Origin of the sequence: Veillonella tobetsuensis (genome assembly GCF_001078375.1) — a bacterium.
Classification (GTDB): domain Bacteria; phylum Bacillota; class Negativicutes; order Veillonellales; family Veillonellaceae; genus Veillonella; species Veillonella tobetsuensis.
This window is the reverse complement of sequence record NZ_BBXI01000013.1, coordinates 28948-46213: the sequence shown is the minus strand read 5'-3', so window position 1 is coordinate 46213 and position 17266 is coordinate 28948. Positions and strand designations below refer to the sequence as shown.

15 protein-coding genes, 1 other RNA gene and 1 other annotated feature are annotated in these 17266 nt (G+C 38.4%); all 16 genes read left to right on the top strand.

What is annotated here, in order from left to right:
* Nucleotides 1–1461 carry a glutamate--tRNA ligase gene (gene gltX, locus VEI_RS05200; RefSeq protein ID WP_059362793.1) on the top strand — a complete coding sequence of 487 codons (1461 nt, stop codon included), beginning with the start codon at nt 1–3 and terminating at the stop codon, nt 1459–1461.
* 361 nt (nt 1462–1822) lie between these two features.
* Nucleotides 1823–2028: a binding site (T-box leader), on the top strand.
* Nucleotides 2029–2078: 50 nt separating this feature from the next.
* Nucleotides 2079–3527: a cysteine--tRNA ligase gene (cysS, locus tag VEI_RS05195; protein ID WP_059362790.1), complete on the top strand. Its 1449-nt coding sequence runs from the start codon at nt 2079–2081 to the stop codon at nt 3525–3527.
* Nucleotides 3517–4002: a Mini-ribonuclease 3 gene (locus tag VEI_RS05190; protein WP_059362788.1), complete on the top strand. Its 486-nt coding sequence runs from the start codon at nt 3517–3519 to the stop codon at nt 4000–4002. The genes cysS and VEI_RS05190 overlap by 11 nt, the downstream gene beginning before the upstream one ends.
* Nucleotides 3995–4732 (top strand): 23S rRNA (guanosine(2251)-2'-O)-methyltransferase RlmB, encoded by a 738-nt coding sequence (gene rlmB / locus VEI_RS05185; protein ID WP_059362785.1) that lies wholly within the window; start codon nt 3995–3997, stop codon nt 4730–4732. Before VEI_RS05190 ends, rlmB begins: the two co-directional genes overlap by 8 nt.
* A 9-nt stretch (nt 4733–4741) precedes the next feature.
* The gene (locus VEI_RS05180; protein WP_059362779.1) at nt 4742–5278 is read left to right on the top strand and encodes an NYN domain-containing protein; all 537 of its coding nucleotides are present in this window, start codon (nt 4742–4744) and stop codon (nt 5276–5278) included.
* Between the two features lie 128 nt (nt 5279–5406).
* Nucleotides 5407–6075 (top strand): RNA polymerase sporulation sigma factor SigH, encoded by a 669-nt coding sequence (sigH, locus tag VEI_RS05175; protein ID WP_059362776.1) that lies wholly within the window; start codon nt 5407–5409, stop codon nt 6073–6075.
* A 5-nt stretch (nt 6076–6080) separates the two neighbouring features.
* Nucleotides 6081–6317, top strand: a complete 237-nt coding sequence (gene secG / locus VEI_RS05170) for a preprotein translocase subunit SecG (RefSeq protein WP_059362925.1) — start codon at nt 6081–6083, stop codon at nt 6315–6317.
* A gap of 77 nt (nt 6318–6394) precedes the next feature.
* Nucleotides 6395–8725: a ribonuclease R gene (gene rnr, locus VEI_RS05165; protein ID WP_059362774.1), complete on the top strand. Its 2331-nt coding sequence runs from the start codon at nt 6395–6397 to the stop codon at nt 8723–8725.
* A gap of 31 nt (nt 8726–8756) precedes the next feature.
* The gene (gene smpB / locus VEI_RS05160; protein ID WP_059362771.1) at nt 8757–9227 is read left to right on the top strand and encodes an SsrA-binding protein SmpB; all 471 of its coding nucleotides are present in this window, start codon (nt 8757–8759) and stop codon (nt 9225–9227) included.
* 21 nt (nt 9228–9248) lie between these two features.
* Nucleotides 9249–9629: a glucosaminidase domain-containing protein gene (locus VEI_RS05155; RefSeq protein ID WP_059362768.1), complete on the top strand. Its 381-nt coding sequence runs from the start codon at nt 9249–9251 to the stop codon at nt 9627–9629.
* Nucleotides 9630–9785: 156 nt separating this feature from the next.
* Complete coding sequence (locus VEI_RS05150; RefSeq protein WP_059362764.1) at nt 9786–10280, top strand: hypothetical protein; 495 nt, start codon at nt 9786–9788, stop codon at nt 10278–10280.
* The gene (locus VEI_RS05145; protein ID WP_059362761.1) at nt 10277–11005 is read left to right on the top strand and encodes a 6-carboxyhexanoate--CoA ligase; all 729 of its coding nucleotides are present in this window, start codon (nt 10277–10279) and stop codon (nt 11003–11005) included. Before VEI_RS05150 ends, VEI_RS05145 begins: the two co-directional genes overlap by 4 nt.
* A gap of 1 nt (nt 11006) precedes the next feature.
* Nucleotides 11007–12167 carry an 8-amino-7-oxononanoate synthase gene (bioF, locus tag VEI_RS05140; protein WP_059362758.1) on the top strand — a complete coding sequence of 387 codons (1161 nt, stop codon included), beginning with the start codon at nt 11007–11009 and terminating at the stop codon, nt 12165–12167.
* A gap of 54 nt (nt 12168–12221) precedes the next feature.
* Nucleotides 12222–12563, top strand: a transfer-messenger RNA (tmRNA) gene (gene ssrA, locus VEI_RS05135).
* A 275-nt stretch (nt 12564–12838) separates the two neighbouring features.
* Nucleotides 12839–13972 (top strand): efflux RND transporter periplasmic adaptor subunit, encoded by a 1134-nt coding sequence (locus VEI_RS05130; protein WP_059362756.1) that lies wholly within the window; start codon nt 12839–12841, stop codon nt 13970–13972.
* Nucleotides 13973–13982: 10 nt separating this feature from the next.
* Nucleotides 13983–17192 (top strand): efflux RND transporter permease subunit, encoded by a 3210-nt coding sequence (locus VEI_RS05125; RefSeq protein WP_059362753.1) that lies wholly within the window; start codon nt 13983–13985, stop codon nt 17190–17192.
* Nucleotides 17193–17266: the final 74 nt, after the last annotated feature.

Genomic DNA, 17266 nt, shown 5'->3' with positions numbered 1-17266 from the left:
ATGAAGGTACGTTTTGCACCAAGTCCAACAGGTCCATTTCATATTGGCGGGGCTCGATCCGCTCTATTTAACTGGCTATTAGCACGTAAGGAAGAAGGCACATTTGTATTGCGCATTGAAGATACTGATTTGGCACGTTCCACACGTGAAAGTGAAGAAAATATCAAAGCTTCTTTACAATGGCTTGGTATGAATTGGGATGAAGGTGTTGATGTAGGTGGTGAAAATGGCCCGTATCGTCAAACAGAACGTCTTGATTTATATAAAGAAGTAACACAACGTTTACTTGATGAAGATAAAGCTTATGAATGTTTCTGCTCCGCTGAAGAACTAGATGAAGTTCGTCAAGCCCAAATGGAACGCGGTGAAACTCCTAAATACAATGGTCATTGCTGCCATTTATCAGAAGAAGAAAAAGAAAAATACCGTGCAGAAGGTAGAAAACCGACAATTCGCCTTCGTGTACCATTGAATAAAACCTATGCATTCGATGATATGGTTCGTGGTCATGTGTCCTTCGAATCCAATGGTGTAGGTGATTTCGTTATCGTTAAATCTGATGGTATTCCTGTATATAACTTTGCCGTTGTTATGGACGATCACATGATGAAAATCACTCATGTAATTCGTGCAGAAGAACATTTATCTAACACACCACGCCAAATGGCCATCTACGAAGCCCTTGGCTGGGATGTGCCGGTTTTTGGTCACATTTCCTTGATTCTCGGTAAAGATTACAAGAAAATGTCCAAGCGTCATGGTGCTACATCTGTTGAACAATATAAACAATTGGGCTATTTACCAGAAGCACTTGTAAACTTCTTAGCACTTCTTGGATGGGCTCCAGAAGGGGAAGAGGAATTCTTCACACAAGATGAATTGATTCAAGCGTTCTCCATGGATCGTGTAGCAAAAAATCCAGCCGTATTTGATATCGATAAATTGAATCATATCAACTTCCATTACATGAAGAATTTGAGCGATGAAGAATTATTCCATCTTTGCTTACCTCATTTAAAAGAGGTTGGCCTTGCTCCAGATAGCATGAACCAACAAGATATCGATCGATTGACATTGCTATGCACTACATTCCGTGATCATATTAGCTATGGTGCTCAAATTAAGGACCATGTTGGTATGTTCATGGGTGAAACAGTATTCCTTGAAGAAGGTCATGAAGAAGAATTGCGTGCTGTATTGAACGAAGAAACTGCATCAACTGTTCTTAATGCGTTCCGCAATGCATTGGCTGAACTTGATGAGATTACACCAGAGGTCGTAAAAACAACTATTAAGGCCGTTATGAAAGAAACTGCTTTAAAGGGTAAATTTGTATTCATGCCAATTCGCGTGGCTTTAACAGGCCAAATGCATGGCCCAGATTTGAATAATATTGTTACCTTACTAGGTAAAGAGAAATGCTTACATAACTTAGACAATGTAAGTGCGCTAACTAAATAATCATTATATTATATCTATTCAAAGGCTCTCACGATTTTGTTGTGAGAGCCTTTCTTGTATATATTCTATAGAACTTTACAGGTTCTATCTTCGCAGGCATTTGCAGAAAACATGATAATCAAGACAAATTAGAGTATGCTTAATTACCAATATTTCTAATCTGTCTACACTCGATATATTTGATAATTGCTATCAAACATATCGAGTGATAAAATCTCTATTCTCATAACTTAATATATGTTTCATACAGTTGCTATATGGGCGTATATATGGGGGAGAAGAATAGGGATTTTTCTTGTAATTATTGACATTCTTTAGCATTATTGGTAAAATTATTTCATATCTAAATAGAGGTTATACATTAACAGCAGAGATTGAAAGAAGTACTCTACGACTAACTTTTTAGCGAGAACCGATGGTGAAAGGGTTTAAGGATAGGTAGACGAAATGCATTCATGAGCTGGCATTCCGATTATAGGTAGGTTTGTCCGGTCACGCGCCGTTATGCGTTGAGTGGGTATTTTTGTGATACCTAACAGAGTGGAACCGCGGACCATCGTCTCTGTATGAGATGAGAGGTCTTTTTTATTTTATAGGACATGGAGGCATCGGTAACGATGAGAGAAATTACAGTTTATAATACAATGACGCGCCAAAAAGAGGTGTTTACTCCAGTAACGCCAGGTGAAGCGAAGATGTATGTATGTGGTGTAACACCATATAATCATCCTCACATTGGCAATGCTCGTCCTTTCGTAACTTGGGACGTAATCCGTCGCTACATGAAGCATGTGGGATATAAAGTGACTTATGTACAAAATTTTACCGATGTAGATGATAAAATTATCAATACATCTAATGGTGAAGGCGTAGCGTGGGACGTAATTGCTAATCGCTATATTGATAGCTACTTTGAAGTCATGGATGCACTTGGTGTGGAGCGTGCTGACGTATATCCACGTGTATCTACACATATTCCTGATATCATTAAAATGATTGCAACCCTTATTGAAAAGGGCTATGCCTATGAGTTAGATGGCGATGTGTATTTTAGCGTAGAAAAATTCGAGCATTATGGTGAATTGTCTGGTCGTACCTTAGATGATATGGAAGCAGGCGCTCGTATTGAAGTCGATGGCCGTAAAAAGAATCCTATGGACTTTGCGCTTTGGAAATCTGCCAAACCAGGCGAACCATTCTGGGAAAGTCCTTGGGGCAATGGTCGTCCGGGTTGGCATATTGAATGTTCCGCTATGAGCCAAAAATATTTAGGAGAAGAGTTTGATTTCCATGGCGGTGGCAGTGACTTAATATTTCCTCATCATGAAAATGAAATTGCTCAATCCGAAGGTTGTTCTGGACATCATCCATCTGTAAAATACTGGTTACATAATGGTTTCATTACTATTAATTCCGAAAAAATGTCTAAATCTTTGAATAATTTCTTCTTAGTGAAAGACATTTTAGAACAATATAGTCCAGATGCATTGCGTTATTTCTTGTTAAGCACACATTATCGTAGCCCATTGGATTTCTCTGATGAACGATTAGAAGAAGCTAATAAATCCTTAGAACGTCTTAATACAGCTATTGAAAATTTATTATACCTTGAAAAATGTGAGCCTGGTTCTTGTGAAGATGCAGAACGTTTATTAGAACAGGCTAAAGTATATGAAGAAGAATTTGAAGTTGCAATGAGTGATGATTTCAACACTGCACTAGCCACATCTAGCATGTTTGGCTTGGCTAAAGAAATCAACATTTACTACCAGAGCGTAAGTAGCAATAATGGTGTTGTTTGCCAAGATGCTATTGCAGAAGTAAAACGCATTTTTAAATTCATGACCGAGGTCGTTGGCGTATTACAAAAATCCTGGGAAGGAAACACGGGCGCTGATGCAGCTGAATACGAACAATTGATGGATGTTATTCTATCTGTACGTCAAGCGTGCCGAGAACAAAAACAATGGGCATTGGCAGATTGTATTCGTGATCGTTTAGCGAAAATTGGCATTACTATTGAGGATTCTCCAACAGGAGCACGGTGGAAAAAGCGTGAAATTTAAACAATTTCAATTCTTGAAACAAGAAGCCATTAAAAAATTAATACTTTTGGATACAGAGCATAGCTCTTTTGTACCTAAATCAGCATCTGAAGTGATAGCTTCAGATGCTGTCATGTTGGCATATATTGGTGATGCTGTTTATTCCATGTATATTAGACAACGTGTGGTAGAAATGAGTATTTCTAAGGTACAGGTTTTACATACTCTAGTTACCGAGTTTATTTGCGCAAAATCACAGTCTAAGGCATTTGAACAATTGGAATCGATTCTTACAGAAGATGAACAAACTATTGCTAGGCGAGCTCGCAATAGTAATGTGAATGTACCTAAAAGCAGCTCCGTTCGAGAATACCGAAATAGTACAGCCTTTGAAGCAGTCCTTGGGTTCTTATATGAATCAGGTCAGCAAGACCGCCTTAACGAGTTAATGCAAGAGGCCTATTCTATTACATTAAGAGGACTTTCACATGGATAATTATATTGTAGGCAGAAATGCCGTAAAAGAAGCATTAAAAGCAGGACGCTCAATACAACGGATTTTAGTTAGTGAAGATAAGGTTAAAACGGGTTTGTCAGATATTGTAGGCCTTGCAAAATCGAAGGGGGTTGAGATACGCCCTACGCCTATTAAGCAAATGAATCGCTATGAAACAGACGTACCACATCAAGGTGTAATTGCCTTTGTAAATGCGGTAGAGTTTAAAGAACTTGGCGAAGTGCTACAAGAATCTAATCAAGAGCCCCCATTACTAATTCTGACAGATGGTGTAGAAGATCCCCATAACATGGGGGCTATTATTCGTACCGCTGAATGCGTGGGGGCTACAGCCGTATTGATTCCAAAACGCCATAATGCACCTATCAATGCTACAGTCGCTAAAACATCAGCTGGTGCAGTAGAGCAAATTCCACTCGTCCAAGTGGGCAATGTAGCTCAAACGATTAAACAGTTGCAAAAACAAGGCTTTTGGGTTCTTGGGGCGCATATGGAAGGTGACCGTACCTTATATGAAGCTGATTTAACAATACCTACAGTTCTTGTTATCGGAAATGAAGGTAAGGGAATTAGTCGCGTTGTAAAGGAAGCTTGTGATTTCCTAGTTACTATTCCTATGTATGGTAATTTGAACTCCTTAAATGCATCTGTAGCGGCAGCTATTCTTATGTATGAAGCAGTTCGTCAACGGACTATAAAGGCAAAATAGAGGTGCCCTATGTTAAAGGATATATTAATCGTTGATGGATATAATGTCATCTTCGCATGGCAAAGTTTAAAAAATTTGGCTAATGAATCCTTGGAACACGCACGTATGGAATTGCGTAATCTGTTACTAAACTATGGCAAATTTAAAGGTTATGAAGTCATTCTTGTTTTTGATGGTAAATATACTAAATCAATAGCGAGCATTGAAGAGATAACAAAAGGGTTTATAGAAGTTTATACTGATGATGGTGAAACGGCAGATTCCTTTATTGAACGAGAGGTATTTTTGCGTAAGGGCAAGTATACAAATGTGTATGTTGTAACATCTGATGGTGCCGAACAGAATCAAATATTAGGTTCTGGTGGCCTTAGGATACCTGCAAGAGAGTTGCAAAATGATGTGCGTCTTGCTAAACAAGAGGAACGATTACAATATACTCATAAGCATCACCGTGATCAAATGGTACTTAGAAGAAATGAAGTATATGACCATTTAGCTCCCGATGTGGCTGAAAAATTAGAAGCCATACGTAGAGGTACTAAATAAGTAGTACAGATAGACATAACGCAGTGATGAGAATTAGTTTCTAATTCATAAATATTGCAGAACATATATAATTCAAGTATAATAACATATATTGGTATTTCTACAATATGTGATTGTATGGAGGACCTATGAACAATATTCATATGCGCCAGTCCGATTACAATTTCAAGGAAATGACCGATGAGCAAGTTGTGGTCATAGCTCAACAAGAGCAAAATGAGTTTGCAATCGACTATATAGTCAATAAATATAAAAATTTTGTACGTGCCAAAGCGCGTACCTATTTTCTCGTAGGCGCCGATCGAGATGATATTATTCAAGAAGGCATGATTGGTCTGTATAAGGCTACTCGTGATTTTAGACATGATAAATTAGCCTCTTTCCGTGCCTTTGCAGAGTTATGTATTACAAGGCAAATTATTACGGCTATCAAATCTGCAACGCGTCAAAAGCACGCACCACTAAATTCTTATATTTCTTTAAATAAGCCTGTGTACACAGAAGAATCCGAACGGACCTTGTTAGAAATGCTTTCATCAGCACGCAATACAAATCCTGAGGATTTAATCATCAGTCAAGAGGAATTAGATGATATAGAGAAAAACATTGGTCATATTTTAAGTGATTTAGAGTGGCAAGTGTTAGAAGGTTATTTAGACGGTAAATCATATCAAGAAATGGCAAAAGGTACTGAGCGCAGTATCAAATCTATTGATAATGCTTTACAAAGGGTTAAACGTAAATTAGAGAAGTTTTTAGAGCATCGTGTATTAGATGTTTCTACACAGGAAGGATGACTATTGTGACAAATTTTTTAATGGTTTTAGAAATCATTGTGTCTGTATTATTGATTGTGGTTGTTATTGCTCAATCCAGTAAAAGTTCTGGTATGGGTGGTGCTGTATCTGGTACGGCTGATTCTTCATTCGGCGGTAAAGCACGTGGTTTAGACGGGTTTTTAGCTCGTTGCACAATCTTTTTAGGTATTATCTTTGCTGTGTTGAGCTTAGTTCTAGGGGCAATGATTAACCAATACTAATTTGAAAGCCTGCCTAGCAGGCTTTTCTTTTTTTAGTATGAAATTTATACGAAATAATATATAAAGGAGGTGTTTGTATGAAGGAAAAGGTGTTAGCTTTTTATAAATCTATTTATCCCCATACATATCATATAGAGGATGCGGCTATGGATTGTCATATTAAGGGCGGTCGTGAATTTGATGCCTTTATGGATGCGGCTAAAGCGCTATTAAAAGAAGGCCGTCTAAGCTTTATCCGTAGAGATGTGTATGCGTTTAATAACGATACAGAAATCATTGAAGGCATTTACAAGGGGTATAGAAAATCTTTTGGCTTTGTTATAACGGCACCTAATGAAGAAGATGTATATATAGCTGAACAAAATAAGGGAACTGCTATGCACAATGATAAGGTTAGGGTACGCATTGTTGCATCTAGTGATTCACACCATAAACGTGAAGGCGTAGTGACTGAAGTCATAGAACGAGCTAATGAAACCGTTGTAGGCACCTATGATAGACAACAGTCTTTTGGGTTTGTTATACCTGATGATGAACGTTTAGGAACAGATATTTACGTTGACTTACATAATACCTTAGATGCTCGTAGTGGTGCTAAGGTGCTTGTAAAAATTATCAAATGGCCAGAAGGCGATAAGAAACCAGAAGGTGCCATTACAGAAGTATTGGGCTATAAAGGTGACGTAGGCCTTGATATTAACTGTATTATGGCTAACTATAGTTTGCCATTTTCTTTTCCAGACGAGGTTGTGAAAGCGAGTCAACATATCAACACAACCATTACAGATGATCCTAAACGTTGGGATTTACGCGACGTGCCAATGGTTACCATCGATGGAGAAGATGCAAAGGACCTTGATGATGCCGTAAGTGGTCGTAAACTCGATAATGGTAACTATGAACTAGGTGTACATATTGCCGATGTAAGCCATTATGTAGTGTCACAAAAGGCTATCGATAGAGAGGCCTATAAACGCGGTACATCTGTCTATCTAGTAGACAGAGTTATCCCCATGTTACCAGAGGTACTATCCAATGGTATCTGTAGCTTAAACGCTGGCGAAGATCGGTATGCCATGACCTGTATGATGGAAATTGATACAAATGGTAAGGTTGTTAATTATCGGATTCAACCATCTATCATCCATGTGAATCGCCGTTGCAGTTATAAAGAGATTTATAAAGCATTAACCGAAGATATTATTCCTGATGACTTGGCACCTCTTATGCCGATGATTCACAATTTATCCGACATCGCAAAAACTTTAAATGATATGCGCCGTCGTCGTGGTGCACTGGATTTTGATTTCCCTGAATATAAGGTGCTTTTAGATACAGAAGGCACACCATTGCGCATTGTACGTCGCGACCGGACATTAGCAGAACGACTTATTGAAGAATGTATGCTTATAGCTAATGAAACGGTAGCTACTCATCTAAAGAATACAAACCGTACGAGTGTATATCGTATCCATGAAACACCGAGCGAAGAAAAGATGAGTATGTATCAAAAGGTACTCAATTATTTAGGTCAAGATATTCGATTGCGACTCGATGAATTGGAACCTCGTGTGTTCCAACAAATTCTCGATGCTGTTAAGGGAACTGATGTTGAACAAGTAGCACAAATCATGACATTGCGTTCCATGCAACAAGCTAAATATAGCATAGATAATGCAGGTCATTTTGGGTTGGCTTCGAAATGCTACACACACTTTACATCGCCTATTAGAAGATATCCAGATCTCATGGTACATCGCTTATTAAAAGCTGATATGGGATGGCCTGATGGATATGCAAACCGCGATACTAAAACAGAATTTTTAGAACGTGCTGCTGTGCATTCTTCAGAACGTGAACAAGTGGCTGTAGCTGCTGAGCGCGACACAGTCGATTTAAAGAAAACCCAATACATGGTTCCATTTATTGGCGAAGTATTTGAAGGCAAGATTTCTAGCATTACGTCCTTTGGAATGTTCGTAGAACTAGATAATGGTATAGATGGACTTGTCCATATGAACATGATGACTGATGATTACTATTTTTACGATGAAGAGCATTTCTTGCTCGTCGGTAAACGTACTGGTCAAATCTATCATTTGGGTGATACCGTAACGGTTACACTGGTGAAAGCCGATGTAGAAAAGCGTCAAATCGACTTTGTTCTAGGCGAAGTAGACAATCTCATGAGAATTCAGGAAATAATGAAAAATTCTGAAGGCTATGTAGGTGCTAGGGAAAAGAAACCATTTGGGCGTTCTGGTATTTCAAAGCAATTAAAACGAAGAGGCAAGGGCCAAAGTAAATCTTCAAAAACTAGAGATAAACGTTCTAACACATCTGGTCCGAAAAAATCTAAAAAGGGTCGTAAAGATTCTAAGAAGAAAGTAAAAAAACGTAAACGATAAGAATATATGTTAAAAGTATTGTGAGGTGACTATGGCAAAGAAAGATGCTCCATCATTAATTGCTGATAACCGCAAGGCACGTCATGATTTTAATATTCATGAAACCTATGAGGCTGGTATCGCATTGACAGGAACAGAAATCAAATCGATTCGACAAGGTAAATTGAACCTTAAAGATAGCTTTATTCGTATTGATAAGGGGGAAATGCTTCTCTATGGGGTTCATATCAGCCCATATGAGCAAGGGAATCGCTTCAATCACGAACCTGAACGAACTCGTAAGCTATTAATGCATAAAGCAGAAATTAAAAAATTATTCCAACAAGTGAAAGAAAAGGGATTCTCTCTAATTCCTTTGAACTTTCATTTTAGTCGTGGATATGTAAAGGTAACCGTAGGCCTTGTGACAGGTAAAAAGTTATACGATAAACGCCAAGATATGGCGGAACGAGATGCAAAACGAGATATTGCTAAACGTTTGAAAGAACAACAAAAATACTGATATATAATAGGAGGATGTTTAGTGGAAGTTAATCAATACTTTTATAGTTTGGCAAAAATATCAGCTCAAAAAGCAGCTGAAAACGGAGTGCATGTAGATCCTAAATTTATATATACTCAATGGTATATTGAAACTGGTGGATTTACATCTCAACTACAAGCCACTCACCATAATTTAGGCGGTGTTACAGCATCAGATGGTAGTTGGAGACATTTTACTGATTTTGTTGATTTTGCCAATTATTTTGGTAATTATCTAACCTATTATAGAGAGGATGGCATGACGAATGCTACATCTCTGTATTCGTATATCAATGCATTGTACAATGGCGGATATTTTACAGCAGATTTTAATTCCTATTATGGATCTGTATTACAGGTTTTTAATACAATCAATTTTTAACTATTTTATGGGACTGTTTTCAGTCCCTGTTTTTTATGGTTATTGTAAACTTATTGATTTAAATGAAGGTTGATAAATGTCACATAATTTCATATAATGTAAACAAATATATAGTTTTTATAGTTAACAATGCATGTGTATGATGAGGTGTAGCAAATGAGTCAAATTCGGCAAATCACAGAAATCGGTATTCTAACAGCGATGATAACAATTTTGGGTGCTATCAAAATTCCTAATCTTGTGCCTGGCATTGAGTTCCAGCTATCGGCACCTTTAGCTGTTGCTATTTGTGCGGCATTTGGGTTTAAAAAGTACATCATCAGCGGTTGTTTATCCAGCCTTATCGGATTAGCATTGGGGACACAAAATTTTCTAAGTGTTGCTATTGCTATGCAATTTAGATTAGTTGTGGGTTTCTTATTGTGGATTTGCAAAAATCATATGCTTGGCGTTATTTTAAGTGGTCCTATTGCTTCGACGGTAGCTCGATTAACTCTATCCGTCTATGTTGGTAAAGGAGCTCTTGCCATGGTTATGCTTGCTGTACCTGGTATGATTTTTACTGCTATCATGGCACCTATCATGACGGCCGTATTTAAAAAGGTTGTGTCAATGGCTATATATAGTGCACCACGAAAGGTCGTGCGATGATGGGGTTATACAGTATTCGTATGCGTGGTGCAGAAGGTGGTCCGCATGAAGAAGGAGGCCGCCATATATCAGGTGCTGAACGCATAGTAGAAGAAAGTGATTTAGAATCTGTAGCGGCCTCTTTAATTCATCGTGCATTGCAGCATAGTAAAGGCAAGTCAGATTTTATAAATATTCGTATAGATGCGGTTCACGATGAAGATATTGCTTACGTTGATTGTATCGCTATTGATGAACATCAGACTGAGTCTGTAAAAGAATCGCATGAATTAGCAAAAGAGTTATTACAGTCTGTTGTGACTAATAAGGCCGTAGAACAGGCTTTCACGGAACTTGGACAATTACCAGGTAATATGCGTGGCGCTATTTTGCTGGATGCTAATACAGGTGTGCGGTTAGACCAAGACAATATGCGCGGTGTTCGCGTAAGTCATATGGATGCATGTGGCACTGAAATAAGACCTATGAATGTACATATGCGTGAAGCTCTCGTACTGGCCACTAAGGTACAATCTTGTCCAGGGATTGTGGGCGAGCTTTGTTGGTCCGACGATCCAGATTATACAGTAGGATATGTAGCTTGTAATGGTGTATATCATCGCATTCCTAATATGAAGGATATGGGGAACCCTATTGGAGGTCGTGTATTTTTTGTTGATATAAACAGGCCTATTCATGAAATTGTTGATTATTTAGAGAATATAACAGTATTGGTACGGTGGTAACGTGGATTATTATCAAAACTTTAGGGCCCAGTTAGAAGCGAAAGAAAAAGAACAGAATAAAAGAAGTATTAAGGTCTATGAGCCGATAGATGCTGTACGCGTTAAACGTAATAATCAAGAATTTATTATGATGGCGTCTAATAATTATTTAGGTCTTACCCATGATTTGCGTGTTCAACAAGCCGCTAAATATGCGGTTGAACAATATGGAACTGGTTCTGGTGGAGCCCGACTTACATCTGGTACATTCCCTTTGTTTAACGAACTGGAACTAGGTATTGCAGATTTTAAACATACAGAGCAAGCACTTGTATTTAACACTGGTTATATGGCTAATGTAGGGACGATTACGGCGCTGATGAATAAAAATAGCATCATCATTAGCGATGAATTGAACCATGCCAGTATCATTGATGGGTGTCGCCTTAGTGGGGCTCGTATTGAACGGTATAATCACAAAGATATAGAGCATGCAGAGCATATTCTTAAGAATTATAAATCCTCTCATAAAATGATTATTACCGACGGTGTATTTAGTATGGATGGAGATATTGCACCATTGGATAAACTATATGAGTTAGGAAAAGAATACAATGCTCTACTTATGGTTGATGATGCTCATTCTACAGGTGTATTAGGCAATGGCAGAGGTACAGCACATCATTTTGGACTTACCGATGTAGATGTACAACTTGGTACATTGAGTAAGGCGTTAGGTTCTGTTGGTGGTTATGTTGCGGGGCGCAAGGAATTAATTGAATATCTAGTTAATTACAGTCGAAGCTTTATATTCTCTACAGCATTATCACCTGCTGATATCGGAGCCGCCTTAGAAGCACTTACTATTGTTAAAAATGAACCACTAGTAGTGGAACAATTAAATGAAAACACCGCATATATGGCCAATAAATTACAGTCAATGGGAATTGAATGTGATGATGAAACCCCAATATTTCCAATTATTGTGGGGGATAATGAGAGGGCTTTATCACTAGCATATGAATTAGAGTTACGAGGTATCATTATTACCGCTATACGTCCACCGACTGTTCCCGTTGGTGAAAGTAGACTCCGCATGACCGTCACAGCCGCTCATAGTCAAGAGCAACTTGATTATGTAGCCAATACTCTTAGGGATTTACTAGTTGATATGAATATATGATAGGGTTGACATGAAGATGTAATAGGGGTATGATAATTAGACCAACAAACCCATGGGGATGTAAAGGTTTCGACAGGGGCGAGTGTGGTATAGATAGCGAGTCGGCGTTCCATTGGGCCGTTAAACGGTGGGAAAACATTTAAACGCAGAAGAAAATTTTGCATTAGCTGCATAAGCTACGTCCTTCATACTTGTGCCTACCAAGTGTGAATGGACGTCAAACCGTAGGCTGGCTTAATTTAGTCGTTCATATGAATTAGGCGAGACAACATGAACTGGAGTACTCTAGTTTGTCTGTGTGCGAAAGGTACTTGAGATGTAAATCATAGACTGCGCTCGGAGAAGTCTATATGGCAACGCTTTTGGACAGGAGTTCGACTCTCCTCATCTCCACCATATCAGATGTGTATATACCGACGAATATGTATCATATTAATTGATTCATATTCTCGGTATTTTTTTGTTTTGTTCACAAATTCTTACTTATGTAAGAATCTATAGAGTGAAATTGCACACAATTAAACGAGTAAAAACATAGATGAAATCTAGGTTTTATCAAGGTTTATAGTATATAGAAATCTTGACTATCGACTTGGAATCAAGTACAATAAATTGAGATATTTATGAATTTGGATATTATAGATTTTGTGTTATGAAAAGGAGAACATGTAATGAAGTCTCGTTATTCACGCATGTTAGCAGTATTGGCGGTATCCGCATTACTGGTAGCAGGCTGTGGTAGTCAACAACAGCAAGCATCAGATGTTGCCGTAAACTCTTATAAAGTGGTTTCGCAAAATGCACAAGTGGACCAAACATTTACAGGTACAGTTGTAGCAGAGAACTCTGTAGCTGTTCATGCCCGTGTAACTGGTTATGTTGTTGAAAAATTTGTTAAGGGTGGGGACCAAGTTGTAGCGGGACAACCGCTATTTAGAATTGATTCTCGTCAATATGAGTCTAGTGTAGCAACAGCAGAAGCAAATGTGGCACAAGCAAATGCAAATTATCAAAATGCTGAGCTAGATTTGAATCGTTATGAAGTATTGGCAAATCAAGATGCGATTGCGCGTCAACGTGTTGATACACAACGCTCAGCGACTGAGCAAGCTAAGGCAGCATATGAAGCGCAACAAGCAGCATTGAAAATTGCACAAGATAACTTGGGTGATACTATCATCTATGCTCCATACTCTGGTACATTACGCATGGATGATGTCGATTTAGGTACATTTGTTAATGCTGGGTCCACTACATTGGTGACTATAGATTCTATCGATCCTATTTTTGTTGAATTCAGCATGACAGAACAAGAGTACTTAGACTTCATGAATACTCGTTCTGGTGATGAAAGTAGTGGTACTAACCTAAAACTACTCCTTGCTAATGGTGAGGAATATAAAAGTGGTGTAGGTGCTGTTGTACAAGCTGCAAGATCATTAGATAGTTCTACTGGTAAACTCGTATTGAAAGCTTCCTTCCCTAATCCAGATCATCTATTATTACCAAATATGTTTGCTACTATTGTTTCTCCTGGTGAAAAACTATCAAATGCAATTTTAATACCAACAAAATCAATCTTACAAATTATGGATAAAAACTTTGTTTACGTAATTGGTCAAGACGGTACAGTATCTCAAAAGGCTGTTGAACTTGGTGGTACGACTGGGGCTTTCACAATTGTTAAATCTGGTCTTGCTGATGGCGATCAAATCGTTGTAGATGGTTTGACTAAGGTTAAAAATGGTGCAAAGGTACAGGCTACAGAATTAAGTAAATCTCAAATTGAAACAGCTAAACAATAGGAGGTAAGACGTGTCGAAATTTTTCATTAATCGACCTATCTTTGCCATTGTTATAGCCATCATGATTACTTTGGCTGGCCTTATTTCAATGGTTAACCTTCCGATAGCTCGATATCCACAAATTTCTCCGCCATCAGTACAAGTTAGCACTGCGTACACAGGTGCTACTGCTCAAGTCGTAAATGATACTGTGGCTAGTGTTATTGAAACACAAATTGTTGGGGTTCAGGATTTAGACTTTATGACGTCTACAAGTTCCAGTAATGGTACCTATTCCTTGTCACTCCAATTTAATCAAGGCAGCGATGCCGATATGGATACGGTTAATACACAAAACCGTGTACAAGCAGCACTTGCACAATTGCCATCCGAGGTTCAACAAGTTGGTGTAACAACTACGAAATCATCCGGTGATATGGCATATATTTTCTCCTTGAACTCTCCTAATGGTACATTTGATAGTACATTCCTTAAAAACTATGGTACTAACTATTTGATGGATGCCATTAAAGGGGTAAAAGGCGTTGGTTCTGTTCAAGAGTTTGGTTCCGACTACGCAATGCGCATATGGTTGGATCCTAGTAAGATGCAAAAATTAGGTGTTACTCTTTCAGAGGTAACAGCTGCTATTAAGAGTCAAAACGTACAAGCTGCAGCTGGTACAGTTGGTAAGAACCCTACAAATGGGGAACAAGCATTTCAATATCCGATTAAAATTGATGGTCGTCTTGTAACAGAGCAACAATTTGGCAATATTGTTATCAAAAATTCTAATGGTACCGTATTACATTTAAAGGACATTGCTCGTATTGATGTAGGGGCTAAGGGTTATGATTTTACTCCAAAAGCTTCCTATCGAGATAATAATGCTCCATCTGGTGAAATCCTATTTGTTGAACATCGACCAACTGCTGGTTTTGCCGTTTCTTTACAAAATGATGCGAATGCGTTAGAAACGATTGCAAATGTTCAAAAAATCTTAGCAGAACAATCTAAATCGTTCCCACAAGATTTGGAATATCATGAAGTTGTAGATAATACTAAATTCGTACGTGCTTCTATTAATGAAGTAGAGCATACATTCTTTGAAGCATTAGTACTTGTTCTTATCGTTGTGTACGTATTCTTACAATCTTGGCGATCTACATTGATTCCGATGATTGCGGTTCCTGTATCTCTACTCGGTACATTTGGTGCGTTTATATTGTTGGACTTCTCTATCAATACATTGACTCTATTTGCCATGGTACTGGCCATCGGCCTTGTCGTGGATGATGCTATTGTAGTAGTAGAAGCTGTAGAGTATGAATTAAAATATAATGGCTTATCTCCAAAAGAGGCAGCTATAAAAGCCATGGAAAATGTACAAGGTCCAGTTATCGGTATTGCTTTTGTATTATCTGCCGTATTTATTCCAGTTGCCTTTATGGGGGGGATGACAGGTATTTTATATAAGCAATTTGCCTTGACCATCGCAGTTTCCGTAGCTATTTCAGCTATCGTGGCTTTGGTGTTAACACCTGCACTTTGTGCGACGATGTTAAAACCACATGTACAAAAAGAACGCGAAGACTTCGTTCATCGTCAACTTAATAAATTCAATCATGGTCTTGAACGATTTAGTGATTGGTATGGTAAGGTACTAGCTCGATTAAGCCATCGTTTGAGCTTAACTATTCTTACATTACTTGTTTTTGCGGCTGGTACAGGCATTGTATTCCATTTCTTACCTACAAGTTTCGTGCCGGCGGAGGATAGTGGATATTTCTTAATTGCAGTAAACGAACCACCAGGTGCAACGTCTGCTCGTACTGTAGAAACTCTTGATAAAATCAAAGATTTCTTAGAACAGACACCGGGTATTAAAGATAATGTAGAGCAAGTATTTACCGTTTCTGGTTTTGACCTTTTAGGTGGCGGTCAAAAATCAAGTGCAGGGGCTTCCTTTGCAGTATTGAAAGATTGGGATCAACGTAAGTCTTCTGATCAATCTGTTAATGCCATGGTTGGTGCTGTATTTGGCTTTGCTGCTAAAAATGTACCAGAAGCGAGTGTAGTAGCATTGAATCCTCCATCTATTCCTGGTCTTGGTAATACTGGTGGTTTTACAATGTATATCATCAATAAATCTGGTGATAGTGCAGAGGTAATGGCTGAACGGGCACAAGCTTTCATTGCAGAAGCTCGTACTAACCCAGCTATCCGAACAGTGTATACTACATTTGATACTGCTACACCTTCTTTGCAGTTCCAAATTAATCGAGAAAAAGCAGCTAAAGACGGTGTTGCTTTGCCTGATATTTTTACTGCTTTGCAAGGCTTCTATGGTAGTATCCAAGTTAACGATTATACATCATATGGTAAAAACTATAAGGTTATTGTTCAAGCAGATGACGCATTCCGTCAAAATGCAGATAACTTGAATATGCTAGCAGTTCGTAATAGCAAGGGACAAATGGTTTCCGTTGCTAACTATATTACGAAAGAAAAAACTGGTACACCATCATCTATTACGCGTTTCGATAATGCCATGGCTGTCCAAATTGGTGGTTCTGCCGCTAATGGTTACTCCTCTGGTGATGCCATCCAAGCATTGAAAGATGCAGCTGCTAAAACATTGCCACAAGGGTATACATATGATTGGGGCGGCCAAACACGTGAAGAGTTAAAAGCCGGCTCTCAAACACTCCTAATTCTAGGTCTTGGTTTGACATTTGTATTCTTAATTCTTGCTGCATTGTATGAATCCTGGAAGGTTCCATTTGCCGTACTATTCTCTGTACCATCTGGTATGATTGGTGCTGCATTAGTACCATTCTTGTTGAATTTTACCGGTCGATTCCAATTAGCAAATGATATTTACATGCAAATCGGTTTATTAACCTTGGTAGGTTTGGCGGCGAAGAACGCTATTCTGATTATCGAGTATGCGAAGATTCGTGTAGATGAACGCGGTATGGATATCGTCGATGCGGCTATCGAAGCAGCTAAGATTCGTTTGCGTCCAATTTTGATGACATCCTTTGCCTTCATCTTTGGTGTATTGCCATTGGCAATTTCCACTGGTGCCGGTTCTGGTGCTCGTACATCAATGGGTATCACAGTAGTAGCAGGTATGACAACAGCTACGTTCTTTGGTATCTTTATCATTCCAATGCTATTCATCATCATAGAAAAACTTGGCCCTGGATTCTTTACGAAAGGTAAAAAGAATCACTAAATCCAAATTTCATAACACAAATAAAACACGCTTATAGCATAGCTTATAGGCGTGTTTTTTTAGATGTTTTGTGG